The 25,883-nt window shown below is 61.7% G+C and carries 17 protein-coding genes; 12 read left to right on the plus strand and 5 right to left on the minus strand.

What is annotated here, in order from left to right:
- Positions 1 to 93: 93 nt before the first annotated feature.
- From AC07OV_RS24895 to AC07OV_RS24905, 3 genes are all read right to left on the minus strand, one after another.
- On the minus strand, positions 94 to 795 hold the full coding sequence (locus AC07OV_RS24895; RefSeq protein ID WP_016972721.1) for an SPOR domain-containing protein: 702 nt from the start codon (positions 793 to 795) through the stop codon (positions 94 to 96).
- A gap of 1 nt (position 796) precedes the next feature.
- Positions 797 to 2,533, minus strand: a complete 1,737-nt coding sequence (gene argS / locus AC07OV_RS24900; RefSeq protein ID WP_495093176.1) for an arginine--tRNA ligase — start codon at positions 2,531 to 2,533, stop codon at positions 797 to 799.
- A 204-nt stretch (positions 2,534 to 2,737) separates the two neighbouring features.
- Positions 2,738 to 4,957, minus strand: a complete 2,220-nt coding sequence (locus AC07OV_RS24905) for a primosomal protein N' (protein ID WP_494998569.1) — start codon at positions 4,955 to 4,957, stop codon at positions 2,738 to 2,740.
- 360 nt (positions 4,958 to 5,317) lie between these two features.
- On the opposite strand from AC07OV_RS24905, the gene rpmE reads away from it, so the two are divergent.
- Both rpmE and AC07OV_RS24915 read left to right on the plus strand, forming a co-directional pair.
- On the plus strand, positions 5,318 to 5,536 hold the full coding sequence (gene rpmE / locus AC07OV_RS24910; RefSeq protein ID WP_010213765.1) for a 50S ribosomal protein L31: 219 nt from the start codon (positions 5,318 to 5,320) through the stop codon (positions 5,534 to 5,536).
- A gap of 293 nt (positions 5,537 to 5,829) precedes the next feature.
- Positions 5,830 to 7,098: a malic enzyme-like NAD(P)-binding protein gene (locus AC07OV_RS24915; RefSeq protein ID WP_176997232.1), complete on the plus strand. Its 1,269-nt coding sequence runs from the start codon at positions 5,830 to 5,832 to the stop codon at positions 7,096 to 7,098.
- A gap of 195 nt (positions 7,099 to 7,293) precedes the next feature.
- Here AC07OV_RS24915 and AC07OV_RS24920 read toward each other — a convergent pair whose 3' ends face one another.
- A complete protein-coding gene (locus tag AC07OV_RS24920) occupies positions 7,294 to 9,756 on the minus strand; it encodes a penicillin-binding protein 1A (protein ID WP_494998598.1) in 2,463 nt (820 codons plus the stop codon).
- A 222-nt stretch (positions 9,757 to 9,978) separates the two neighbouring features.
- Between AC07OV_RS24920 and pilM the strand changes: the two genes are divergently transcribed.
- The 10 genes from pilM to hemE all read left to right on the plus strand — a co-directional run bounded on the left by pilM (position 9,979) and on the right by hemE (position 24,401).
- Complete coding sequence (pilM, locus tag AC07OV_RS24925) at positions 9,979 to 10,632, plus strand: type IV pilus assembly protein PilM (RefSeq protein ID WP_495093195.1); 654 nt, start codon at positions 9,979 to 9,981, stop codon at positions 10,630 to 10,632.
- A complete protein-coding gene (locus AC07OV_RS24930) occupies positions 10,632 to 11,183 on the plus strand; it encodes a PilN domain-containing protein (protein ID WP_178918594.1) in 552 nt (183 codons plus the stop codon). Before pilM ends, AC07OV_RS24930 begins: the two co-directional genes overlap by 1 nt.
- Positions 11,180 to 12,151, plus strand: coding sequence for a pilus assembly protein PilP (locus AC07OV_RS24935; RefSeq protein ID WP_494998570.1), 972 nt, complete (start codon positions 11,180 to 11,182; stop codon positions 12,149 to 12,151). Before AC07OV_RS24930 ends, AC07OV_RS24935 begins: the two co-directional genes overlap by 4 nt.
- 69 nt (positions 12,152 to 12,220) lie before the next feature.
- Entirely contained in the window at positions 12,221 to 13,546 is a 1,326-nt protein-coding gene (locus AC07OV_RS24940; RefSeq protein ID WP_494998600.1) for a type IV pilus secretin PilQ, read from the plus strand.
- 4 nt (positions 13,547 to 13,550) lie between these two features.
- Positions 13,551 to 14,069, plus strand: coding sequence for a shikimate kinase AroK (gene aroK / locus AC07OV_RS24945; RefSeq protein ID WP_017138567.1), 519 nt, complete (start codon positions 13,551 to 13,553; stop codon positions 14,067 to 14,069).
- 124 nt (positions 14,070 to 14,193) lie between these two features.
- Positions 14,194 to 15,294 carry a 3-dehydroquinate synthase gene (aroB, locus tag AC07OV_RS24950; RefSeq protein ID WP_495093177.1) on the plus strand — a complete coding sequence of 367 codons (1,101 nt, stop codon included), beginning with the start codon at positions 14,194 to 14,196 and terminating at the stop codon, positions 15,292 to 15,294.
- A gap of 10 nt (positions 15,295 to 15,304) precedes the next feature.
- Complete coding sequence (locus AC07OV_RS24955; RefSeq protein WP_495093178.1) at positions 15,305 to 16,864, plus strand: SPOR domain-containing protein; 1,560 nt, start codon at positions 15,305 to 15,307, stop codon at positions 16,862 to 16,864.
- A 350-nt stretch (positions 16,865 to 17,214) separates the two neighbouring features.
- The gene (gene gltB, locus AC07OV_RS24960) at positions 17,215 to 21,660 is read left to right on the plus strand and encodes a glutamate synthase large subunit (RefSeq protein ID WP_176997226.1); all 4,446 of its coding nucleotides are present in this window, start codon (positions 17,215 to 17,217) and stop codon (positions 21,658 to 21,660) included.
- A 32-nt stretch (positions 21,661 to 21,692) separates the two neighbouring features.
- A complete protein-coding gene (locus AC07OV_RS24965; protein ID WP_010213750.1) occupies positions 21,693 to 23,111 on the plus strand; it encodes an FAD-dependent oxidoreductase in 1,419 nt (472 codons plus the stop codon).
- Between the two features lie 222 nt (positions 23,112 to 23,333).
- On the plus strand, positions 23,334 to 24,401 hold the full coding sequence (gene hemE, locus AC07OV_RS24970; RefSeq protein ID WP_494998573.1) for a uroporphyrinogen decarboxylase: 1,068 nt from the start codon (positions 23,334 to 23,336) through the stop codon (positions 24,399 to 24,401).
- Positions 24,402 to 24,554: 153 nt separating this feature from the next.
- Here the strand turns inward: hemE and AC07OV_RS24975 are convergent, their stop codons facing one another.
- Positions 24,555 to 25,829: an MFS transporter gene (locus AC07OV_RS24975; protein WP_494998574.1), complete on the minus strand. Its 1,275-nt coding sequence runs from the start codon at positions 25,827 to 25,829 to the stop codon at positions 24,555 to 24,557.
- Between the last annotated feature and the right edge of the window lie 54 nt (positions 25,830 to 25,883).

Below are 25,883 nucleotides of genomic sequence, written 5' to 3' on the forward strand. Positions count from 1 at the left end.
CGATTACGGTGTGTCAGTCACTGAAAATATTGACTGTTACACCGTAATCGCAGGCAAGCCAGCTCCCACATTTTGTCCCGCGTTGAGCTTGTGTCAGCGGCTTTGGCGTTGTTGTAACAACAGGTTGCTAAAGCCGGCGCCGGCCAGTTGTTTCTGCGCCACGGTCAGCTGTTCACGGTTACTGAACGGCCCCACCAGCACGCGATACCAGGTCGCATCCTTCACCGTGCCGGACTCGACCGTCACGGCCTGGCCCAACAGAATGATCTGCGCACGCACGCGGTCCGCGTCCGCCTGTTTCGGGAACGAACCCGCCTGCAGGAAGAACTTGGTCACCGGCGCGGCCTTGGTAGTCGCCACCGGTGGCGGTGGCGGCGGGGTAATCCCGGCCAGCGCTGCCTGGGCGCGGGCGGTGTCGATTTTCGCGGCTTCGGCTGGCGTTACCGGCGTGGTCGGCACTTGTGGCGTCGGCAGGGTTTTCTCCGGCACGGCGTCAGGCGGCACGATCACTTCCGATTCCGGCAGCAGCGTGTAGAAGTCGTACTTCGGCTTCACCGGTGCGGTCGGGCTTGGCGCGGTCTTGTTGGCTTCGGCGATCTTCGTGGCCTTCTGCTGCTCTTGCTTGACCCGTTTGACGTCATCGCCCTTGCCCGGCTCCAGCTTCATCAGGATCACGACAAACGCACCGACCGCCAGGCCGATGGCCATCCACAACCAGCCTGGAATAGGCTTCTTCGCCGGGGCCTGGTAGCGGCTGGCGCCGCGCTTGGGTGCAGGTTTTTTCTTGGCAGCCAACTTACATACGCTCCAGAGTTTCCAGGCCCAACAGCTCCAGGCCTTGCTTGAGGGTCCGTCCAGCCAGTGCGGCGAGGCGCAGGCGACTTTGCTTCTGGGCTTCGTCGTCTGCGGTGAGGATCGGGCAGTTCTCGTAGAAACTGGAGAACAGGCCGGCGACTTCGTACAGGTAGGTGCACAGGATATGCGGCGTACCTTTCTCACCGACGCTGTTCAGCACTTCGCCGAACTGTGCCAGCTTGGCGGCCAGTTCCTGCTCGTGCGGGGCGTCCAGCACGATGTGGCCTTCCACTTCGCTGAAGTCCTTGCCCAGCTTGCGGAACACGCCGGCTACGCGGGTGTAGGCGTACAGCAGGTACGGCGCGGTGTTGCCTTCGAAGTTCAGCATCAGCTCGAAGTTGAAGCTGTAGTCGCTGGTGCGATGCTTGGACAGGTCGGCGTATTTCACCGCGCCAATGCCCACCACGCGGGCGATGTTGCGCAGGTCGGCCTCGGCCAGCTCCGGGTTCTTTTCCTTCACCAGGTTGTAGGCGCGCTCCTGGGCTTCGGTCAGCAGGTCGATCAGCTTCACGGTGCCGCCGTCGCGGGTCTTGAACGGACGGCCGTCGGCGCCGTTCATGGTGCCGAAGCCCATGTGCTCCATGTGCATCGGGTGGGTGATGAAGCCCGCGCGACGCGCCACTTCGAACACCTGCTGGAAGTGCAGGGCCTGGCGCTGGTCGACGAAGTACAGGGCGCGGTCGGCTTTGAGTACGCCGCTGCGGTAGCGCACGGCCGCCAGGTCAGTGGTGGCGTAGAGGTAGCCGCCATCGGCCTTGACGATGATCACCGGCAGCGGCTCGCCGTCGGCGGTCTTGAATTCTTCGAGGAACACGCACTGCGCGCCGTTGCTCTCAACCAGCAAGCCCTTGGCCTTGAGGTCGTTGACCACGTTGATCAGGTCATCGTTGTAGGCGCTTTCGCCCATTACGTCGGCCATGGTCAGCTTGACGTTGAGCAGCTCGTAGATTTCCTGGCAGTGGGACAGGGAAATCTCACGGAAGCGGTTCCACAGTGCCAGGCACTCTTCGTCACCGGCTTGCAGCCTGACCACCAGGCCACGGGCGCGGTCGGCGAATTCTTCGGATTCGTCAAAACGCTTCTTGGCGGCGCGGTAGAAGTTCTCCAGGTCCGACAGCTCGTTGCTGGTGATCGGGTTTTCCTGCAGGTACGCCATCAGCATGCCGAACTGGGTGCCCCAGTCGCCCACGTGGTTCTGGCGGATCACGGTGTCGCCGAGAAACTCGAGCACACGGGCCACGCCGTCGCCAATGATGGTGGAGCGCAGGTGGCCCACGTGCATCTCTTTGGCCAGGTTGGGGGCCGACAGGTCAATGGCTACTCGTTCCAGCGGGCCAGCCTTGCGCACGCCGATCTTGGCATCGGCCAGGGCCGCGTCCAGGCGCGAAGCCAGAGCCTGGGTGTTCTGGAAGAAGTTGATGAAGCCCGGGCCTGCGATTTCGGCCTTGGTGACGCTTTCGTCAGCCGGCAGGGCGGCGATGAGTTTTTCCGCCAGGTCACGCGGCTTCATGCCGGCCGGCTTGGCCAGCATCATCGCGATGTTGCTGGCGAAGTCACCGTGGGTCTTGTCGCGGGTGTTCTCCACCTGGATCGCCGGCGTCAGGCCTTCAGGCAACACACCTTCGTTGACGAGTTGGGTGAGGGCTTGTTGGATCAGCTGGCGAATGGTGTCTTTCATGGTGTTCTCTTTCGACCGCAAGCGGCGGCGCGCGATGCGCAGGTGGAAAAACTGGGCATTATCCGTGGCGAGGGCGGGCTTGCCAACCGTTCAGACGGGTTGACGGACCTGCGGGCCTCATCGCGGGCAAGCCCGCTCCCACATTTAACGGTGCACACATTTCAAAATGTGGGAGCTGGCTTGCCTGCGATAACGGAATTTCTATCAATACAAATCTACGGGATCGACATCCAACGACCATCGCACTTGCCGGCCGCTGGGCATTTGCTCCAGGGCAAGCAACCAGCTACTTAATAGCCGATGCAATGGCGCGCGGGACGTTGCCTGCAAGAGTAGCTGAGCACGATAGCGCCCGGCGCGGCGTTCCATGGGGGCGGGCACGGGGCCGAGCAGTTCGATGCCCGTCAGGCCCAGCTCGCCCAGCAAACCCTCGGCGGCGCTGCACGCCTCATCGAGGAAACCTTCTGCCTGCCCGGGCTTGTGCGCTTCGGCCCGCAACAGCGCCAAATGGGAAAACGGTGGCAGGCCCGCCGCACGGCGCTCACTCAACGCCTGTTCGGCGAAGGCAAAGTAGCCTTGTTCTGTTAGCTGGATCAGCAGCGGGTGGTCGGCCAGGTGCGTCTGGATAATCACCTTGCCCGGCTCTTCGGCGCGCCCGGCACGGCCGGCGACCTGTACGATCAACTGCGCCATGCGCTCGCTGGCGCGGAAGTCGCCGGAGAACAAACCGCCATCAGCGTCCAGGATCGACACCAGGGTCACCCGTGGGAAGTGATGCCCTTTGGCAAGCATCTGCGTGCCGATCAGGATGCACGGCTGGCCTTTCTGGATGGTGGCGAACAGCTGGTTCATCGCATCTTTGCGCGAAGTGCTGTCACGGTCGACCCGCAGCACAGGGTAGTCCGGGAACAGGATGCCCAGGCGCTCTTCGGCCCGCTCGGTACCCGCGCCGACGGGCCGCAAGTCCACCTTGCCGCACTGTGGGCAATGGCGCGGCACCCGCTCTACGTGGCCGCAGTGATGGCAGCGCAACTCGCCATAGCGCTGGTGCACGGTCATGCGCGCGTCGCAGCGTTCGCATTCAGACATCCAGCCGCAGTCATGGCACAACAGCGTCGGCGCAAAGCCTCGGCGGTTGAGAAACACCAGCACTTGCTGGCCAGCCGCGAGGGTCTGGCCAATGGCCTGTTGCATCGGCCCGGAAATGCCGCTGTCCAGCGGGCGGCTTTTTACATCCAGGCGCAGGAAGCGCGGTTGCTTGGCGCCCCCGGCCCGTTCGTTGAGGCGCAGCAGGCCATAACGGCCGGTGTAGGCGTTGTGCAAACTCTCAAGGGACGGTGTGGCCGAGCCCAGCACAATCGGGATGTCTTCCTGGCGTGCGCGCACCAGGGCCAGGTCGCGGGCGTGGTAGCGCAGGCCTTCCTGCTGTTTATAGGAGCCGTCGTGCTCTTCGTCGATGATGATCAGCCCGGGGTTTTTCATCGGGGTGAACAGCGCCGAACGGGTGCCGATAATGATGTCGGCCTCGCCGTCCCGGGCCGCCAGCCACGACTCCAGGCGCTCACGGTCGTTGACCGCCGAGTGCACCAGGGCGATACGCGCATTGAAGCGCTGCTCGAAGCGCGCCAGGGTTTGCGGGCCCAGGTTGATCTCGGGGATCAGCACCAGCGCCTGTTTGCCGGCCTGCAGGGTTTCGCGGATCAACTGCAAATACACTTCGGTCTTGCCGCTGCCGGTGACGCCGGCCAGCAGGAACGCATGGAAGCTGTCGAAGCCTGCGCGAATCGCCTCATAGGCGGCGCGTTGCTCGGGGTTGAGCGGCAATTCCGGTTGAGCCAGCCAGTGATCGTGGCGCGGGTCGGGGGCGTGCTTGCGGATTTCCACCTGCACCAGGCCCTTGGCCAGCAGCAGGTCGAGGCTGTCTTTGCTCAGCATCAGCTTGCTTAGCAGTTGATGCGCCACGCCGTGCGGGTGCTGGGCCAGGGTGGCCAGGGCTTCGCGCTGGCGCGGGGCGCGGGCGATACGCGGGTCGTCGAGACGGGCGCCGGGCGCCATCGACCAGAAGCGTTCCTGGCGTGCTTCAGCCAACTCGCCCTGGCGCAGCAGCACCGGCAGCGCCCAGCTCAGGGTGTCGCCCAGGCTGTGCTGATAGTACTGGGCCGTCCACAGGCATAGCTTGAACAGGGCGGGCGGCAGCGGCGGGGTGGCGTCGAGCATGGCCAGCGCGGGCTTGAGTTTCTCGGCGGGCACTTCGCTGTGATCGGCGACTTCCACCAGGATGCCGATCATTTCCCGGCGCCCGAACGGCACACGCACGCGCATGCCGGGCTGCAACTGCGCACGCGACACGCCGGCCGGAGCCCGGTAGTCAAACAGGCGGCGCAGGGGCGAAGGCAGGGCTAGGCGCAAAATGGCGTCGGGCACGCGGGGGTCTCATCTATAAAGGCAGGCAGTGGCGCAGGGGCGGGAGCCTAGCAGACCTGCGGTGGGGGTGTCCTGTCTCCGGTGCAGGAGACAGCACTTCTGTGCGAGCCGGGCTTGCCCGCGATGGCGGCGTATCAGACGCAAGATTGGCTGCCTGACGCACCGTCATCGCGGGCAAGCCCGGCTCCCACATGGAGTGTGGTGAACCGGTAGTTTTTCTGATGAAAGGGGCTTATATGTGTGGAATCGGCCGGCACCGCCGCTTGCGCGTTTAAAAAGGTCTGGTAGAATCCGCGGCCTAATTACGTGCGGTATTCGACAATAGTGTCGAGTGGCGGCACGCTAGCCCGAGGAAGTGCCATGAAAGCCGATATCCATCCAGCGTACGAAACCATCGAAGTCACCTGCAGCTGCGGCAACAAGTTCGAAACCCGTTCGAACCTGTGCAAGCCACTGGGTACTGACGTATGCAACGAGTGCCACCCGTTCTACACCGGTAAGCAGAAGACTCTGGACACCGGCGGCCGTGTACAGCGCTTTGCTGACCGTTTCGGTGCTTTCGGTGCCAAAAAGGCCTAAGGCCGATCAACCTGGAAAGCTGCGGTTTTCCATGCTGATGAAAGAGGCGCCCCTTGTGGGCGCCTTTTTTGTGCCTGTGATTTGGCGGGAAGCTCGATAAATCGGTCTTGAAGAAAAAATTGTAGACATTTTTTAAGTCGATTGTGAACAGTTGAGCCCTTGTATCCCGTGGGTCTTGGCCGAAAGTCGTAGCGCAGGGCCCTTGACACCTGTGACTGCCCAGTCTTGTGGGGACTTTGCGACACGCGTATCCTCGGCGGTCCGTCGACCAACAGTAAAAGCGGAATGCCGATATGTCTGATTTGAAAACTGCCGCTCTCGAATATCATGCCCATCCTCGTCCAGGAAAGCTGAGTGTAGAGCTCACCAAAGCCACTGCCACCGCTCGCGACCTGTCGCTGGCCTACAGCCCTGGTGTTGCCGAGCCCGTACGTGAAATCGCCCGCGACCCTGAACTGGCGTACAAGTACACCGGCAAAGGCAACCTGGTTGCAGTGATTTCCGATGGCACCGCGATTCTGGGCCTGGGCAACCTCGGCCCATTGGCTTCCAAGCCAGTCATGGAAGGTAAAGGCGTGCTGTTCAAGCGCTTTGCCGGCATCGACGTTTTCGACATCGAAGTCGACTCCGAAAGCCCGCAGGCTTTCATCGACACCGTCAAGCGCATTTCCATCACCTTCGGTGGCATCAACCTGGAAGACATCAAGGCACCTGAGTGCTTCGAGATCGAAAAGGCCCTGATCGAACAGTGCGACATCCCGGTATTCCACGATGACCAGCACGGCACCGCGATCGTCACCGCGGCCGGCATGATCAACGCCCTGGAAATCGCTGGCAAAACCCTGTCTGACGCCAAGATCGTCTGCCTGGGCGCTGGCGCTGCGGCCATCTCCTGCATGAAGTTGCTGGTGAGCATGGGCGCCAAGCTGGAAAACATCTTCATGGTCGACAGCAAGGGCGTGGTCCAGTCCGAGCGTACCGACCTGAACCAGTACAAGGCGATGTTTGCCCACGCCACCGAGAAGCGCACCCTGGCTGACGCCCTTGACGGTGCAGACGTATTCGTTGGCCTGTCCGGCCCGAACCTGCTGAGCGCTGAAGGCCTGAAGTCCATGGCGGCCAACCCGATCGTGTTCGCCTGCTCCAACCCTGATCCAGAAATCTCTCCGGAACTGGCTCACGCCACCCGTAGCGACGTGATCATGGCAACCGGCCGTTCGGACTACCCGAACCAGGTCAACAACGTGCTGGGCTTCCCGTTCATCTTCCGTGGTGCCCTGGACGTTCGCGCCAAGCGCATCAACGAAGAAATGAAAGTAGCGGCTGCCAATGCCCTGCGTGAACTGGCCAAGCTGCCGGTTCCTCAGGAAGTGTGCGATGCCTACGGCGGTATCAAATTGGAATTCGGTCGTGAGTACATCATCCCGAAACCAATGGATAAGCGCCTGATCACCCTGATCTCCGATGCCGTGGCCAAGGCCGCTATCGAGACCGGCGTGGCTACCCTGCCGTATCCGAAGCACTACCCGCTGAAAAGCGTGGATGATGTGTTCAACGGCTAAGCCGTTGTAGCGCACCAACAAAAAGCCCCGGCTCTTGCGAGTCGGGGCTTTTTTTGTACCTGAATTTTGTTGCCTGACACGGTCCTTGTAGGAGCCGGCTTGCCGGCGATGGCGACCCCAAGGTCACCGCAGGGCTTGAAGGCCCCATCGCCGGCAAGCCGGCTCCTACAAGGTTGATCGTGCCCGCGACGGCCGTCAGAACAGATCGATCGGCGCTGCCTCATCCGCCGGCAGCGGGCTGCCCGGTGCAACGCCATTGCCCAGTTCGTTGACCGACGGCGGCGTGTCTTCGCTCTTGAACAGTTCGAAGTACGCATTCGGCGTGCTTGGCGAGGCCGCACGGCCGCTGACCGGGTCGATCCGCAGGCTGAGAATGCCTTCAGGCTCTGGCTGGGTGTGCAGTGGCTTGTCTTTCAAGGCTGCGCCCATGTAGCTCATCCAGATCGGCAGCGCCACGGTGCCACCGAACTCACGGCGGCCCAGGCTTTCCGGCTGGTCGTAGCCGGTCCAGACGGTGGTCACGTAGTCGGCGTTGTAGCCGGAGAACCAGGCATCCTTGGAATCGTTGGTCGTACCGGTCTTGCCCGCGATGTCCGCACGGCCCAAGGCCAGGGCGCGGCGGCCGGTGCCTTTCTTGATCACGTCCTCAAGGATGCTGTTGAGGATGTAGGTGGTGCGGCCATCCACCACGCGCTCGGCAACTGCGGGTGCCTGTGGGTCTGCCGGTGCAGTCGTGCCTGCGGCTGGCGCTGTGCCCGGCGTCGGTTCGATGGTGATACCGCCGTGGCTCGGCGCTGCCAGGCCATCGGTAGCGGCTACGCCGTTGACCACATCGCCTGGCACCCGTGGCGGGTTGGCGGTGAACAGGGTGTCGCCATTGCGGCTTTCGATCTTGTCGATCAGGTACGGCGAAATTTTGTAGCCACCGTTGGCAAAGGTGCTCCAGCCCGTGGCAATTTCCATGGGCGTGAGGGTCGCGGTGCCCAACGCCAGGGACAAGTTTGGCGGCAAGTCCGACTTGTTGAAGCCAAAGCGCGTGATGTAGTCGATGGTTTTGCCGACGCCCATCGCTTGCAGCAAGCGGATCGACACAAGGTTACGCGACTTGTACAGCGCCTCACGCACGCGGATCGGGCCGAGGAAGGTGTTGGTGTCGTTCTTCGGGCGCCAGACCTTGTCCAGGTACTCGTCGACGAACACGATCGGTGCATCGTTGACCAGGCTCGCGGCAGTGTAGCCGTTGTCCAGGGCGGCGCTGTAGATGAACGGCTTGAAGCTCGAACCCGGCTGGCGCTTGGCTTGGGTGGCGCGGTTGTAGTTGCTCTGCTCGAAGGCAAAACCACCGACCAGCGCGCGAATCGCACCGTTCTGCGGGTCCAGGGACACCAGCGCACCTTGGGCGAGCGGTACCTGGCTGAATTTCAGGCTGTCATCCTTCTGGCGCTGCACGCGGATCAGATCACCCACTTGCGCAACGTCAGACGGCTGCTTGGGCATCGGGCCCATGCTGTTGGTGTTCAGGAATGGGCGTGCCCACTTCATGCTGTCCCAGCTCACATGGGCTTCGCCGGTGCGTGTCAGCACTTGCACGCCATCTTTCTTCACCTGGGTGACGATGGCCGGTTCCAGCCCGCTGATCGGGCGCTGTTTGCCCAGTTCGGTGGTCCAGGCGCTCAGGGTCTTGCCCGGCAGGCGCGACTCGGGGCCACGGTAGCCGTGACGCTGGTCGTAGGTGATCAACCCGGAGTGCACCGAGTTGTTGGCAATTTCCTGCAGGTCGCTCGGCACCGTCGTGGTCACACGGAAGCCTTCGGTGTAGGCATCGCTGCCATAGCGGCCGACCATCTCGGCGCGGGCCATTTCAGCGATGTACGGCGCGTTCACTTCCGGCGTCGGCACGTGGTAACTGGCGTTCAGCGGTTCGGCCACCGCGCTTTCATAGGCGGCCTGGTCGATTTTGCCCAGCTTGTACATGCGCCCCAGGATCCAGTCGCGACGCTCTTTGCTGCGCGCCGGGTTGGCCAGGGGGTTGAAGCGTGAAGGGGCTTTCGGCAGGCCGGCAATCATGGCCATCTGCGCCAGGCTGGCGTCACGTATGGACTTGCCGTAATACACCTGGGACGCGGCTTCGATCCCGTAGGCGCGGTTACCCAGGTAGATCTTGTTCACATACAGCTCAAGGATCTCGTCCTTGGTCAGCTGACGTTCGATTTGCAGGGCCAGCAGGATCTCGGTGGCCTTGCGCGAGAAGCTGCGCTCGCTGGTGAGAAAGAAGTTCTTCGCCACCTGCATGGTGATGGTGCTGCCACCGGATTGAATGTGTCCGCTTTTTACCAACTGGGTGGCCGCACGCACCAGGCTGCTGGGGTCGACACCGTAGTGGTTGGCGAAATTATCATCCTCGGCCGACAGCAAGGCGCTGATGAAATTAGGCGGAATATCGGCGAAACGGATCGGTGTGCGGCGCATTTCGCCGAACTCCGCGATCAGCTTTTCATCGCTGCTGTAGACCCGCAAAGGAATCTGCAACTGGATACTTCTGAGGGCCTCTACGGAGGGCAAACCCGGACTAAGGTAGAGGTAGGCACCGCTGAGCACGAGCAGCAGCCCGCAGACAATCGCGACAATGGAGTACCCGAAAAACTTCAGCAGACGAATCAAGGCTTTTGGATTTCCAGAGAAAAGAAAGAGTTACGCGTCGGGGCATGCATGGCAAACGATGGATCGACCCGAGCTGCAGATAAAAAGCGGGAAAAAACGCTGGGCATTAAAGCATTTTTCGGCTTGGGGCGTCATTCGCACCACTTAAACAAGCCGACCGAATGCAGGGCGCCCAGCGGCAATCAGGCTGGTATGACAGGCAAAGTTTTAGGGAGTTTTATGAGAAAGGGATTTTTCAGGCGAAAAAACGACAGCATCCTGGGTATCGATATCAACGATGCCGGGATCAAGCTGATTGAGCTGGGTCGTTCAGGCAGTGGGTTTACGGTGCGGGGCTATGCCACGCAGGCGTTGGCGGCCCATGCCGTGGTTGATGGCACGCTGCTGGACCTTGAGGCAGTCGGGCACGCCTTGCACGAGGCTGTGTCCCGGTCGCTGGCCTCCACGCGGCTGGCGGCGGTTGCCGTTGCCGGGCCTTCAGTCATTACGCGCGTGATCGAGTTGGAGGCAGGGCTCAGCGACGAAGAAATGGTCTGGCGGATCCAGATGGAAGCCGACCAGTACATTCCCTACCCGCTGGATGAGGTGGCCATCGACTTCCAGGTCAAGGGACCTTCACCCCAGGACCCTGCCCGGGTAGAGGTGCTGCTGGCTGCCTGCCTCAGGGAGCAAGTCGAAGCGCGCGCAACGGTTTTGACCCGCGCGGGCCTCGTGGCACAGGTGGTGGACGTCGAAGGGTTTGCATTGGAGCGCGCTTGCAGTCAGGATTTCGCCAGCTTCACGCCGGGCCATCGAGTCGATGGCGCACAATGGGCCGTGGATGCCCAAGGGATGGGAATTGCTTGCGGGTTGGCCCTGAGGAGTTTTGCTTGATGACACGCATCAACCTTTTGCCTTGGCGCCAGGCGCTGGAGCAGCGCAAGCGCAAATACTTTCTGATGTTTTTGCTGGCGTTCGGCTGTGCCGCACTCGCAGCGGTGTGGCTGGCAGACCAGGTGATCGATCAGGCCATCGACCGACAAGTGGCGCGCAACAGCCATTTGAACAAGGAAGTGGCCGTTGTCGACGCGCGTATCAAGACCATCGACAGCCTGCAGGAGCAGAGCCAGCAATTGGCTGAGCGGATGAAAGTCGTGCAGGACCTGCATGATGCCCGCTCCTCCAGCACCCAGATGTTTGATCAACTGGCCCGGGCGGTGCCCGAGGGCGTGCACCTGCACGAAGTGGTGGCCAACGGCGACACGATCAGCGTCAGCGGCAGTGCCGAATCCAGCCAGGATATCGCCCAACTGATGCGGCGCCTGGAGGCTTCGCAAGGTACCCATGCCACGCAGTTGCAGCATGTGCGTGCAGAGGGCGGGCGCGGAAACAACGAGTTTCAATTGATGGTGCGCCAGGGTGAGTCCACCGAGGCCCAGCCTTGAGCCTGCCCAGGCTCGACTTATCCACACTCTCTCACAACGCTACCAAATGGCCCCTGCCGGGTAAGGCCCTGTTGGGCTGCGCGCTCGCAGGCGTGGTGTTGTGGGTGGGTGATGGGTTGGTCGTGGGCCCATCCCGTGAGCAGTTGAAGGCGGCTGAGGCGCGTGAAGTCGTCTTGCAGCATGAGCTTGAGCAAAAAAACGCTGTTGCTTCCAGTCTCGACAGTCGCACGCGTCAGGTTCAGGTGATGCAGGACAACGTGTCGGGGCTTTTACGGCAGCTGCCCGGTGTGTCCGACATGCCTGGCTTGTTGGATGACATCACGCGACTGGCCGCGGCCAACGGTTTGGTGGTCGAGGATGTCACCGTGCTGGATGAACAGCCTGGTGCGCTTTATGTCGAGGAGCCCGTGCAGCTCAGTGTATTTGGCGGCTATCACGACTTGGCTGCGTTCGTCAGTGCCTTGGGTGGTTTGCCGCGAATCGTCACAGTGCATGATTTGGCGCTTCGCCGGGACGGCTCGATGCTGCGTCTCGATCTACTGGCAAAGGCCTATCGCAGCGCATCACCGCACGGCAAGCCTGGCTTGCCAGTCGAACCGGGGAAGCGTTTTGTCTACGCGGCGTCTTCCCTGCGTGACCCCTTTCAGTCGGCGGTGTCGCCAATCGATTATCTGCCTGGCCGGCCTGCGCCCGCGCCGGACCTGACCCGGGCCCGTGGGGCGCTAGAAAGTGTGTCGGTCGACCGGTTTGAAATGGTCGGCACGCTGTCACGTGGCGGGCAAACCTTTGTCCTGCTGCGTGCTGGGTCAACAGTGCACCGGCTTGCGGTCGGTGACTATCTGGGGCCGGACCATGGTCGGGTGACCTCCATTCAGGCTCAGCAAATGGAGCTGGCCGAGTTGTTTCCAGATGAAAGGGGCGCCTGGCTGGAGCGCTCGCGAATCCTCTTGTTAAACGTCAACTCATAACGGAATCAAACAATGAAAAGGACTTTCTCGTCCTTCGGTGTGGCGCTATGGATAGCGTTCACAGCACCGATGGCCTTCGCTGTGCCCAATCGCGTGGATCTGATCCAACTGCCACCACCTGTCAGTGCGCCTGTGAGCACCTATAGCGGCGACAAGTTGAGTCTCAACTTTCAAAACATCGAGCTGCGCACCGTGTTGCAGCAAATTGCCGACGTGGCCGGCTTGAACCTCGTGGCCAGCGATGAGGTGCAAGGCTCGATCACGTTGAGGCTCAAGGACGTGCCGTGGGATCAGGCGCTGGACCTGGTGTTGCAAAGCAAGGGTTTGGACAAACGAGTGCAAGCGGGGGTGTTGCTGGTGGCGCCTGCCGAAGAGCTCGCTGCCCGCGAACTGCTGGTGCTGGAGTCGCGCAAGCAAATTGCCGAACTGGCGCCCTTGCGTCGCGAGCTGTTGCAGGTCAACTACGCCAAGGCGGCTGACCTGGCCAAGTTGTTCCAGTCGGTGAGTGGCCTGGAAGGTGTCACGGATGAGCGGGGCTCAGTGGCAGTCGATGATCGCACCAATAACATCATTGCCTACCAGACCGGCGAGCGACTCGACGAGTTGCGACGCATCGTGGCGCAGTTGGATGTGCCAGTGCGCCAGGTGATGATTGAGGCGCGGATTGTCGAAGCCAACGTCGATTACGACAAAAGCCTGGGCGTACGCTGGGGTGGTCGGCTAAACCGGGGCAATTGGAATGCGGGGGGGATAAACAAGCCGCTCGCCGAAGGCGCCGAATTGCCGGAAAACCCACCCAGTTCGCCGTTTGTCGACATGGGTTCGCTGGCGGGGACTTCCGGCCTCGGCCTCGCCTTTATCACCGACAACCTGTTACTGGACCTTGAGCTGACCGCCATGGAGAAAACCGGCAACGGTGAAATCGTCTCGCAGCCCAAGGTGGTCACGTCCGACAAGGAAACCGCGCGCATCCTCAAGGGCACCGAAATTCCCTACCAGGAATCCAGCTCCAGCGGCGCCACGTCGGTGTCCTTCAAGGAGGCCTCGCTGTCGCTGGAAGTAACCCCGCAGATCACCCCCGATGGCCACGTGTTCATGGAGGTCAAGGTCACCAAGGACGAGCCCGACTACCTGAACAAGCTCAACGATGTGCCGCCGATCAAGAAAAACGAGGTCAACGCCAAGGTGCTGGTCAAGGATGGCGAGACCATCGTCATCGGTGGAGTTTTCTCCAATACCCAAAGCAAAGTGGTAGATAAGGTGCCATTTTTGGGCGATGTGCCGTATCTTGGCCGCCTTTTCCGGCGCGATGTGCTGGCGGAGAAAAAATCCGAGCTGCTGGTATTCCTGACTCCGCGTATTATGAATAACCAGGCGATTGCTGTGAGTCGTTGATTCTGTGCGAAATTTGATTCTTGTAGGACCGATGGGGGCTGGAAAAAGCACCATCGGCCGTTTGCTGGCCAAAGAGCTGCGCCTGCCGTTCAAAGATTCCGACAAGGAAATTGAATTGCGCACGGGTGCCAATATCCCATGGATCTTCGATAAGGAAGGCGAACTGGGCTTTCGCGACCGCGAGCAGGCGATGATTGCCGAACTGTGCGGCTGCGATGGCGTGGTATTGGCGACCGGTGGTGGCGCAGTGATGCGCGATGAAAACCGTCGCGCGCTGCATGCCGGTGGTCGGGTTGTCTATCTGCATGCGTCGGTCGAGCAGCAGGTGGGCCGCACTGCCCGCGATCGCAATCGCCCGTTGCTGCGCACGGCTGATCCTGCAAAAACCTTGCGGGATTTGCTGACGCTGCGCGACCCGCTCTATCGGGAAATCGCCGATCTGGTGGTGGAAACCGATGAGCGGCCACCCCGAATGGTCGTCCTCGACATTCTGGAGCGCTTGCAGCAGCTGCCACCCCGTTAAAGCCAGGCCCGAAATGCGCTATTCTCGGCGGCGCGCCATGGCCCTTCGGAGTGTGGCGTAGAGCCATCAGGCGACGTCAGAACCGAGCGTTGCCGATCGTAAATATATCTTCACGCGGGGACACATGCAGACACTTAAGGTCGATCTAGGCGAGCGCAGCTACCCAATCCATATTGGCGAAGGTTTGTTGGACAACCCCGACTTGCTGGCACCGCATATCGCGGGGCGGCAAGTGGCGATCATCTCCAACGAAACGGTCGCGCCGCTGTATCTTGAGCGTCTGAGCCGCAGCCTGGCGGCGTACTCGGTGATCTCGGTGATCCTGCCCGATGGCGAAGCCCACAAGAACTGGGAAACCCTGCAACTGATTTTTGATGGCCTGCTGACCGCACGCCATGATCGCCGCACCACCGTAATTGCCCTGGGCGGCGGTGTGATCGGCGACATGGCCGGCTTCGCGGCCGCCTGCTACCAGCGCGGTGTGGACTTTATCCAGGTGCCGACCACGCTGTTGTCCCAGGTCGATTCGTCGGTGGGCGGCAAGACCGGTATCAACCACCCGCTGGGCAAGAACATGGTGGGCGCGTTCTACCAGCCCAATGCCGTGCTGATCGACACTGCCACCCTCAACACCTTGCCGCCCCGCGAGCTGTCGGCGGGCCTGGCGGAAGTCATCAAGTACGGGCTGATCTGCGACGAACCGTTCCTGACCTGGCTTGAAGAGCACGTCGACGCCCTGCGCAACCTGGACCAGGTTGCACTCACCGAAGCCATTTCCCGCTCCTGCGCCGCCAAGGCGTTGGTGGTGAATGCCGATGAACGAGAGTCTGGCGTGCGGGCCACCTTGAACCTGGGCCACACCTTCGGCCATGCGATCGAAACGCACATGGGCTATGGTGTGTGGTTGCATGGAGAGGCCGTGGCGGCTGGCACAGTGATGGCGCTGGAGATGTCGCAGCGCCTGGGCTGGATCACCGCCCAGGAGCGTGATCGCGGCATTCGCCTGTTCCAGCGCGCCGGGTTGCCGGTCATCCCGCCGGAAGAAATGACCGAGGCGGATTTCCTCGAACACATGGCGATAGACAAGAAAGTGATCGACGGTCGACTGCGACTGGTGCTGCTGCGCCACATGGGTGAGGCGGTGGTGACCGACGATTATCCGAAAGAGATTTTACAGGCCACGCTGGGAGCGGATTACCGCGCCCTGGCCCAGCTTAAAGGTTAATAAGATCCCGATGACTAGTTTGCATGCCGACGAGGCGTTCCTCGGCCATTACCAGTTAAGCCACGACCCTTTTGCTCCACGGGTGCCTGGTTTCAAATTTTTCCCGGCCCAGCGCAAGCCAGTGCTCGGCCAGCTGCACCATCTGGCGCGTTACAGCCAGCTGTTGTTGGTGGTAACCGGCCCATTGGGCAGCGGCAAGACCCTGCTGCGCCAGGCGCTGGTGGCCAGCACCAACAAGCAATCGGTACAGAGCGTGGTGGTATCGGCCCGTGGTGCCGGTGATGCGGCGGGCGTGCTGCGCCAGGTCGCCCAGGCACTGGACGTGGCCACTGCCGAGCCGAACGCGATCCTCAAGCAGGTTGTTCAGCTGGGTCTCACTGGCCAGGAAGTCTACCTGCTGGTAGACGACGCCGAGCAGCTCGACGAATCCGCCCTGGAAGCGCTGCTGGCGCTGGCAGCGGGCACGCCGGAAGGCCGTCCGCATGTATTCCTGTTCGGTGAGTCGTCGTTGATCGCCGATCTGGAGCAGATCAGCGGTGAGCAAGAGCTGTTTCACGTCATCGAGCTGCAACCGTACGAAGAGGAAGAAACCCGCGAATACCTGGCTCAGCGCCTGGAAGGTGCGGGGGCGGGCATCGAACTTTTCTCCGCCCAGCAGATCTCTGATATTCACGAAAGCTCCGACGGCTGGCCTGGCACCATCAACCAGGTTGCCCGCGATGCAATGATCGAAGCCATGATTGCCAGCCGCTCCGCGGTGAAGCGTCCAAAGATGGGGTTCACTATGCCTAAGAAGCACGTATTGGCTATTTCCGCGGTTGTCGTGGTTGCTGTAGCCGCCGCCTGGTTGATCCCGGGCCGCAGCAAGGCACCGACGACTGCCGGCGCGCCAACCGAACAGGCGCAGTTGCCTCTGGGCAAACCCACGCCAAATGTCGAATTTGCCAACTCCGGCCAGCCGACCAACCTGCCGATGGTCGGTCAGCCGGTCATGCGCGGCCCGTTGGCTGAAGAGGCCGGTGGTATCTCCGAAGGCGACGATGGGGTGCCGGTGGAAGGCTCCAGCGCGACGCCGCCAACCGTGACCACCACTGCACCGCCTGCAGGCGTGCCAGCGGGCCAGCCAGCGGCGGTTGCCAAGCCGACCCCTGCGCCGACCGTGGCCACCGCCAAGCCGGCGCCTGTGACCAAGCCGGTTGCCCCTGCGCCAGCGGCTAAGCCAGCTCCAGCGGCCAAGCCTGTTGAAAAACCGGCCGCCACCGTTGCCAAGGCCAGCGCTGCGGGCGGCAGCTGGTACGCCAGCCAGCCGACCGGTAACTTCGTGGTGCAGATCCTCGGCACCAGCTCCGAAGCCAACGCCCAGGCGTTCGTGAAAGAGCAGGGCGGCGAGTACCGTTATTTCAAGAAAGTGCTCAACGGCAAGCCTCTCTACGTGATCACCTACGGCAACTTCTCCAGCCGTGCAGCAGCCGATTCTGCTATCAAGGCCTTGCCAGCGAAGGTTCAGGCTGGTAAACCTTGGCCACGCACTGTTGCCAGCGTTCAACAAGAACTCGCAACAACTCGCTGAAGATCCGGCGGCCTTACCCAGGCCGCCCTCCCGGCACCTCAAAAAAACTACAACAGCGTGCAGCCCTGAAGGCCGCGCGCTTTGTGGTGTCTGCGTCACAGTAGCTTTTGAGTCGTAGCGGTCCGAACTAAAAAAGTTTTGACTAGCACAGCATATCGCTTTAAACCTTTCATAAATGCGACATAGATTTGCGACATTTCGTCGCTAAATTTGTGAGCGTTCGTGTCGGTGTGTACAATGACCTCCCTTTTGCCCCCGCTAAGCCGGCGTACGTTCGGCGTGGAAGGTAACCGGTTGAATTGAAAAGAAATTTGCCTCGATATAAGAGGCAGCCTGGTGAGAAAGTGTCTATGAAAGCAGGTCTGTACCAACCCGATGAATTCAAGGATAACTGCGGTTTCGGCCTGATAGCCCACATGCAGGGCGAGCCCAGCCATACCCTTTTGCAAACGGCCATCGAGGCCCTGACCTGCATGACCCACCGCGGTGGGATCAACGCCGACGGCAAGACCGGTGACGGTTGTGGCTTGCTGATTCAAAAGCCCGACCTGTTCCTGCGTGCTGTCGCAAAAGAGCAATTTGCAGTCGACCTGCCCAAGCAATACGCCGTGGGCATGGTGTTCTTCAACCAGGACCCGGTCAAAGCCGAAGCTGCTCGCGAGAACATGAACCGCGAGATCCTGGCTGCCGGCCTGCAACTCGTCGGCTGGCGCAAAGTGCCCATCGACACCAGCGTACTCGGCCGCCTGGCCTTGGAGCGCCTGCCGCAGATCGAACAAGTGTTCATCGCAGGTGACGGCCTGAGCGACCAGGACATGGCGATCAAGCTGTTCAGCTCCCGTCGTCGCTCGTCCGTGGCCAACGCCGCCGACACCGACCACTACATCTGCAGCTTTTCCCACAAGACCATCATTTATAAAGGCCTTATGATGCCGGCGGACCTCACCGCCTTCTATCCAGACCTGAGCGATGAGCGCCTGCAAACCGCGATCTGCGTGTTCCACCAGCGCTTCTCCACCAATACCCTGCCGAAATGGCCGCTGGCCCAGCCGTTCCGCTTCCTCGCCCACAACGGCGAGATCAACACCATCACCGGTAACCGCAACTGGGCCGTGGCCCGTCGCACCAAGTTCACCAACGACTTGATGGACCTGGAAGAGCTCGGCCCGCTGGTCAACCGCGTGGGTTCCGACTCCTCCAGCATGGACAACATGCTCGAGCTGATGGTCACCGGTGGTATCGACCTGTTCCGTGGCGTGCGCATGATCATTCCGCCAGCGTGGCAGAACGTCGAAACCATGGACCCGGATCTGCGTGCGTTCTACGAGTACAACTCGATGCACATGGAGCCGTGGGACGGCCCGGCCGGCGTGGTCATGACCGACGGTCGCTACGCAGTGTGCCTGCTCGACCGTAACGGTCTGCGCCCGGCGCGCTGGGTCACCACCACCAACGGTTTCATCACCCTGGCGTCGGAAATCGGCGTGTGGGACTACAAGCCCGAAGACGTGATCGCCAAAGGCCGCGTAGGCCCTGGCCAGATCCTGGCCGTGGACACCGAAACCGGGCAGATCCTCGACACCGACGCCATCGACAACCGCTTGAAGTCGCGTCACCCGTACAAGCAATGGCTGCGCAAGAACGCCCTGCGCATCCAGGCGACCATGGAAGACAACGACCACGGTTCGGCTTTCTACGATGTCGACCAGCTCAAGCAGTACATGAAGATGTACCAGGTCACGTTCGAAGAGCGCGACCAGGTGCTGCGTCCGCTCGGCGAGCAAGGCTATGAAGCCGTCGGTTCCATGGGCGATGACACGCCGATGGCCGTGCTGTCGCAGCGCGTGCGCACGCCGTACGACTACTTCCGCCAGCAGTTCGCTCAGGTGACCAACCCGCCGATCGACCCGCTGCGCGAAGCCATCGTGATGTCGTTGGAAGTGTGCCTCGGTGCCGAGCGCAACATCTTCCAGGAATCCCCTGAGCATGCGTCCCGCGTGATCCTCAGCTCGCCTGTGGTGTCCCCGGCCAAATGGCGCTCGTTGATGACCCTGGATCGCCCGGGCTTCGACCGTCAGATCATCGACCTGAACTACGACGAGAGCCTCGGCCTTGAAGCCGCTGTGCGCAACGTCGCCGACCAGGCCGAAGAAGCCGTGCGCGCCGGCCGTACCCAGATCGTGTTGACCGACCGTCACATTGCCCCGGGCAAGCTGCCGATCCACGCCTCCCTGGCCACCGGCGCGGTGCACCACCGCCTGACCGAGAAAGGCCTGCGCTGCGACTCCAACATCCTTGTCGAAACTGCCACCGCCCGTGACCCGCACCACTTTGCGGTGTTGATCGGCTTTGGCGCCTCGGCGGTGTACCCGTTCCTGGCCTACGAAGTGCTGGGCGACCTGATCCGTACCGGTGAAGTGCTGGGCGACCTCTACGAGGTGTTCAAGAACTACCGCAAAGGCATCACCAAAGGCTTGCTGAAGATCCTGTCGAAGATGGGCATCTCCACCGTCACGTCCTATCGCGGCGCTCAACTGTTCGAAGCCATCGGCCTGTCCGAAGAGGTCTGCGAACTGAGCTTCCGTGGCGTGCCAAGCCGCATCAAGGGCGCGCGTTTCGTCGACATCGAAGCCGAGCAGAAAGCCCTGGCAGCCGAAGCCTGGAGCGCGCGCAAGCCGATCCAGCAAGGCGGCCTGCTGAAGTTCGTGCACGGTGGCGAATACCACGCGTACAACCCGGACGTGGTCAACACCCTGCAAGCCGCTGTGCAGCAGGGCGACTATGCCAAGTTCAAGGAATACACCTCGCTGGTGGATAACCGCCCGGTGTCGATGATCCGTGACCTGTTCAAGGTGAAGACCCTGGACACAGCCATGGACATCAACGAAGTCGAGCCGCTGGAGTCGATCCTCAAGCGCTTTGACTCCGCCGGTATCTCCCTGGGCGCCTTGTCGCCTGAGGCTCACGAAGCCCTGGCCGAAGCCATGAACCGCCTGGGTGCGCGTTCCAACTCCGGCGAAGGTGGTGAAGACCCGGCGCGCTACGGCACCATCAAGAGCTCGAAAATCAAGCAGGTCGCGACCGGCCGCTTTGGTGTCACTCCGGAATACCTGGTCAACGCCGAAGTGCTGCAGATCAAGGTGGCCCAGGGCGCCAAGCCCGGTGAAGGCGGCCAGCTGCCAGGCGGCAAGGTCAACGGCCTGATCGCCAAGCTGCGTTATGCCGTGCCGGGCGTGACCCTGATCTCGCCTCCACCGCACCACGACATCTACTCGATTGAAGACTTGTCGCAGCTGATTTTCGACCTGAAACAAGTCAACCCGCAGGCGCTGGTCTCGGTGAAACTGGTAGCTGAAGCCGGCGTGGGCACCATCGCCGCTGGCGTGGCCAAGGCCTATGCCGACCTGATCACCATCTCCGGCTACGACGGCGGCACCGGCGCTTCGCCGCTGACCTCCATCAAGTACGCTGGCGCACCGTGGGAACTCGGCCTGGCCGAAACCCACCAGACCCTGCGCGGCAACGACCTGCGCGGCAAGGTGCGTGTACAGACCGACGGCGGCCTGAAAACCGGCCTCGACGTGATCAAGGCTGCGATCCTCGGCGCCGAAAGCTTCGGCTTCGGGACTGCGCCAATGATCGCCCTGGGCTGCAAATACCTGCGCATCTGCCACCTGAACAACTGCGCCACTGGCGTCGCCACTCAGAACGAGAAGCTGCGCAAGGATCACTACATTGGCACCGTCGACATGGTGGTGAATTTCTTCACCTACGTCGCCGAAGAGACCCGTGAGTGGCTGGCCAAGCTGGGCGTGCGTTCCCTCGAAGAGCTGATCGGCCGTACCGATCTGCTGGAAATCCTCGAAGGCCAGACCGCCAAGCAGCACCACCTGGACCTCACGCCGTTGCTCGGCAGCGATCACATCCCGGCTGACAAACCGCAGTTTTGTGGTGTGGACCGCAACCCGCCTTTCGACAAAGGCCTGCTGGCCGAGAAGATGGTGGACATCGCCGGTCGCGCAATCAGCGAAGCCAGCGGTGGCGAGTTCGAACTGGATATCTGCAACTGCGACCGTTCCATCGGCGCGCGCATCTCCGGTGAGATCGCACGCAAGCACGGCAACCAGGGCATGGCCAAGGCGCCGATCACCTTCCGCTTCAAGGGTACTGCGGGCCAGAGCTTTGGCGTGTGGAACGCCGGTGGCCTGCACATGTACCTGGAAGGCGACGCCAACGACTACGTGGGCAAGGGCATGACCGGCGGCAAGCTGGTGATCGTTCCGCCTAAAGGCAGCGTCTACAAGACCCAGGACAGTGCCATCATCGGCAACACCTGCTTGTACGGCGCCACCGGTGGCAAGCTGTTCGCCGCCGGTACTGCCGGCGAGCGTTTCGCCGTGCGCAACTCCGGTGCCCACACCGTGGTGGAAGGCACTGGCGATCACTGCTGTGAGTACATGACCGGGGGCTTTGTCGCGGTACTGGGCAAGACCGGTTACAACTTCGGTTCGGGCATGACCGGCGGTTTCGCCTACGTGCTCGACCAGGACAACACCTTCGTCGACAAGGTCAACCACGAGTTGGTCGAGATCCAGCGGATCAGCGGCGAAGCCATGGAATCCTACCGGAACCACTTGCAGCACGTGCTGGACGAGTACGTCGAGGAAACCGGCAGCGAATGGGGCCGCAACCTCGCCGAGAACCTCGATGATTACCTGCGTCGTTTCTGGCTGGTCAAGCCCAAGGCTGCCAACTTGAAATCGTTGCTTTCCAGCATCCGTGCCAACCCGCAGTGATATGCGCCTGAAGAGTTTGATGAGGTTTTAACATGGCTGAACGTCTGAATAACGACTTCCAGTTCATCGATGTCGGGCGCAAAGATCCGAAGAAGAAACTGTTGCGTCAACGCAAGAAAGAGTTCGTGGAAATCTACGAACCCTTCAAACCCCAGCACTCGGCCGACCAGGCCCACCGCTGCCTGGGGTGCGGTAACCCGTATTGCGAATGGAAGTGCCCGGTGCACAACTTCATTCCCAACTGGCTCAAATTGGTGGCCGAGGGCAACATCCTCGCTGCCGCCGAGCTGTCGCACCAGACCAACACCCTGCCGGAAGTCTGCGGCCGGGTGTGCCCGCAAGACCGTCTGTGTGAAGGTGCGTGCACCCTCAACGACGGCTTCGGCGCGGTGACCATCGGTTCGGTGGAGAAGTACATCACCGATACCGCGTTTGCCATGGGCTGGCGCCCGGACATGTCCAAGGTCAAGCCAACCGGCAAGCGCGTCGCCATCATCGGTGCCGGTCCTGCTGGCCTGGGTTGTGCGGACGTGTTGGTACGCGGCGGCGTGACCCCGGTGGTGTTCGACAAGAACCCGGAAATCGGTGGCCTGCTGACCTTCGGCATCCCCGAGTTCAAGCTGGAAAAAACCGTACTGAGCAACCGTCGCGAAGTGTTCACCGGCATGGGCATCGAGTTCCGCCTGAACACCGAGATCGGCAAAGACGTGACCATGGAGCAACTGCTCGAAGAATACGATGCCGTGTTCATGGGCATGGGCACCTACACCTACATGAAGGGCGGCTTTGCCGGTGAGGACCTGCCAGGCGTCTACGACGCGCTGGACTTCCTGATCGCCAACGTCAACCGCAACCTGGGCTTTGAAAAGTCGCCGGAAGACTTCGTCGACATGAAAGGCAAGAAGGTTGTGGTGCTGGGCGGTGGTGACACCGCGATGGACTGCAACCGTACCTCGATCCGCCAGGGTGCCAAGTCGGTGACCTGTGCCTATCGTCGTGACGAAGCCAACATGCCGGGATCGCGCAAAGAGGTGAAGAACGCCAAGGAAGAAGGCGTGAAATTCCTCTACAACCGTCAGCCGATTGCCATTGTCGGTGAAGACCGTGTCGAAGGCGTGAAGGTGGTCGAGACCCGTCTCGGCGAGCCGGACGCCCGTGGCCGCCGCAGCCCCGAGCCGATCCCGGGTTCCGAAGAGATCATCCCGGCCGACGCCGTGGTCATCGCTTTCGGTTTCCGCCCAAGCCCGGCGCCGTGGTTCGAGCAGTTCCAGATCCAGACCGACAGCCAGGGCCGCGTCGTAGCCCCGGAACAAGGCCAGTACAAGCACCAGACCAGCAACCCGAAGATCTTCGCGGGTGGCGACATGGTGCGTGGTTCTGACCTGGTGGTGACCGCGATCTTCGAAGGCCGCAACGCCGCCGAAGGGATCCTGGATTACCTGCAGGTCTGATTGGAACGCGTCCTGTAGGAGCCGGCTTGCCGGCGATAGCGGTGGTGAATTCACCGGCGCCATCGCAGGCAAGCCAGCTCCCACACAAACCCCATTTCACATTGGGGTTTGCGACGCCAGTCATTGCGACAAATTGACCCGATAGACAAAAGGCACGGCTCACTCCGTGCCTTTTGCGTCTGGCTCTGAGAAAATGCCCGCACTTTTTTTGCGGATGCCGACATGACTGCCCTCAAGAACGACCGTTTCCTTCGTGCCCTGCTCAAGCAACCCGTGGACGTCACCCCTGTGTGGATGATGCGCCAAGCCGGTCGCTACCTGCCGGAATACCGCGCCAGCCGCGCCAACGCCGGTGATTTCATGAGCCTGTGCATGAACCCGGAGTTCGCCTGCGAAGTCACGATGCAGCCTTTGGACCGCTACCCGCAACTGGACGCGGCCATCCTCTTTTCCGACATTCTCACCATCCCTGACGCCATGGGCCAAGGCCTGTACTTCGAAACCGGCGAAGGCCCGCGTTTCAAGAAAGTCGTGAGCACCCTGGCTGACATCGAAGCCCTGCCGATCCCTGATCCGCACAAGGACCTCGGTTACGTGATGGACGCCGTCAGCACCATCCGCCGCGAGCTCAACGGCCGCGTGCCGCTGATTGGCTTCTCCGGCAGTCCATGGACCCTGGCCACTTACATGGTCGAAGGCGGCTCGTCGAAAGACTTCCGCAAGACCAAGGCCATGCTCTACGACAACCCGCAAGCCATGCACCTGCTGCTGGACAAGTTGGCGCAGTCGGTCACCTCCTACCTCAACGGCCAGATCATGGCGGGCGCGCAAGCGGTGCAGATCTTCGACACGTGGGGCGGCAACCTGTCGGCAGCGGCGTACCAGGAGTTCTCCCTGGCCTACATGCGCAAGATCGTCAGCGGCCTGATCCGTGAACACGAAGGCCGCAAAGTGCCGGTCATCCTGTTCACCAAGAACGGCGGCCTGTGGCTGGAAAGCATCGCCGACTCCGGTGCTGATGCACTGGGCCTGGACTGGACCTGCGACCTGGGCGAAGCCCGCCAGCGCGTGGGCAACCGCGTCGCACTGCAAGGCAACATGGACCCGACCGTGCTCTACGCCAAGCCGGAAGCGATCCGCACCGAAGTCGGCCGCATCCTGGCCAGCTACGGCAAGGGCACCGGGCACGTGTTCAACCTGGGCCACGGCATCACACCGGAAGTGAACCCGGAGCATGCGGGCGCGTTCCTGCGTGCGGTGCATGAGCTGTCGGCGCAGTATCACGAATAAAAAAAGCCCGGTTTGATACCGGGCTTTTTCATGCCTGAACACAAGTCAAAATGTGGGAGCTGGCTCGTCGAATCGTCGCACCGCTGCGATAGCTGCATTGAATTCACCGCCGCTATCGCAGGCAAGCCAGCTCCCACATAAAAGCAAATAGCCTTAGACCTTCACGTCTCCCAACGGCGGCAATTTCGCCAGCTTCAACGCCACCAGCAACGCGCCAATCAACAGCGCCACGATAAACGCCCCAATCCCGTTCCACCCGGCAAAGTGCCAGAAGAACCCGCCCGCCGTCCCCGCAATACTCGACCCCACGTAGTAGCAGAACAGGTACAGCGACGACGCCTGCCCCTTGGCCTTTACTGCGCGGCGGCCGATCCAGCTACTGGCCACGGAGTGGGCGCCGAAGAAGCCGAAGGTGAAGATCAGCATGCCTGGCACCACCAGCCACAGTGGGGTGAACAGGGTGAGCGCCATGCCGGCCAGCATCAACACGATGGTGCCCCACAGCACGCGACGGCGGCCGAGGCGGTCGGCCAGTGAACCGATTTTGGCCGAGCTGTAGATGCCCGAGAGGTACACCAGCGACAGCAGGCCCACCACGGCCTGGCTCAGGTCATAGGGATCGGCCAGCAGGCGATAGCCGATGTAGTTGAACATCGTCACGAACGCGCCCATCAGCAGGAAGGCTTCTAGAAACAGCCACGGCAGGCCGGCGTCCTTGAAGTGCATGACAAAACCATCGAGCAAGGTGCGCGGCTTGAGGCTGCTGGCGCGGAAGTTGCGCGATTCGGGGAGGATTTTCCAGAACACCGTGGCGGCGATCAGGGCCAGGGCGCCGATGATCAGCATTGCGGTGTGCCAGCTTACAAAATCGATCAGCACGCCGATGATCAGCCGCCCGCTCATGCCGCCAATGGCGTTGCCGCCGATGTAGAGCCCCATCGCCAGGCCGATGTGCTGCGGGTGGATCTCTTCGCTCAGGTAGGTCATCGCAACGGCGGCCAGGCCGCTCAGCGACAGGCCCACCAATGCGCGCATGAACAGAATGCCTTCCCAGGTCGGCATCAGGCCGCTGGCGATGGTCGCGAGTGCGGCGCAGAACAACGCAGAAACCATCACCCGTTTACGCCCCAGGGTGTCGGAGATCGGCCCGGTAATCAGCAGGCCCAGCGCCAGCATCGCGGTCGCCACCGACAGGATCAGGCTGCTTTGCGCCGCATTGATGGAAAATTCGTGGGACAGCGCCGGCATCATCGGTTGTACGCAGTACAGCAGGGCAAAAGTGGCGAAACCACCGGAGAACAGCGCCAGCACCGTGCGCATGAACATCGGCGTGCCTTTTTCGATGTACTGCTCGTTGAGCTGGGCGACGACTTCGTCCAGGGCGGTAGGCGGGGCTTCTTGAGCAAGTGGAGCGACAGCAGCTTTCACGGGGACCTCGGGGAGGAAGAGCAGGCCAGGACCGGCACTGCAAAAAAGAATATA

Source organism: Pseudomonas sp. GW821-FHT09A09 (genome assembly GCF_059418405.1).

What these genes read in the sequence shown, in the direction of transcription:
- argS (WP_495093176.1), bottom strand. Translation starts at nt 2,533, where the DNA reads ATGAAAGACACCATTCGCCAGCTGATCCAACAAGCCCTCACCCAACTC.
- rpmE (WP_010213765.1), top strand. Translation starts at nt 5,318, where the DNA reads ATGAAAGCCGATATCCATCCAGCGTACGAAACCATCGAAGTCACCTGC.
- AC07OV_RS24915 (WP_176997232.1), top strand. Translation starts at nt 5,830, where the DNA reads ATGTCTGATTTGAAAACTGCCGCTCTCGAATATCATGCCCATCCTCGT.
- pilM (WP_495093195.1), top strand. Translation starts at nt 9,979, where the DNA reads ATGAGAAAGGGATTTTTCAGGCGAAAAAACGACAGCATCCTGGGTATC.
- AC07OV_RS24930 (WP_178918594.1), top strand. Translation starts at nt 10,632, where the DNA reads ATGACACGCATCAACCTTTTGCCTTGGCGCCAGGCGCTGGAGCAGCGC.
- AC07OV_RS24940 (WP_494998600.1), top strand. Translation starts at nt 12,221, where the DNA reads ATGGCCTTCGCTGTGCCCAATCGCGTGGATCTGATCCAACTGCCACCA.
- aroB (WP_495093177.1), top strand. Translation starts at nt 14,194, where the DNA reads ATGCAGACACTTAAGGTCGATCTAGGCGAGCGCAGCTACCCAATCCAT.
- AC07OV_RS24955 (WP_495093178.1), top strand. Translation starts at nt 15,305, where the DNA reads ATGACTAGTTTGCATGCCGACGAGGCGTTCCTCGGCCATTACCAGTTA.
- gltB (WP_176997226.1), top strand. Translation starts at nt 17,215, where the DNA reads ATGAAAGCAGGTCTGTACCAACCCGATGAATTCAAGGATAACTGCGGT.
- AC07OV_RS24965 (WP_010213750.1), top strand. Translation starts at nt 21,693, where the DNA reads ATGGCTGAACGTCTGAATAACGACTTCCAGTTCATCGATGTCGGGCGC.
- hemE (WP_494998573.1), top strand. Translation starts at nt 23,334, where the DNA reads ATGACTGCCCTCAAGAACGACCGTTTCCTTCGTGCCCTGCTCAAGCAA.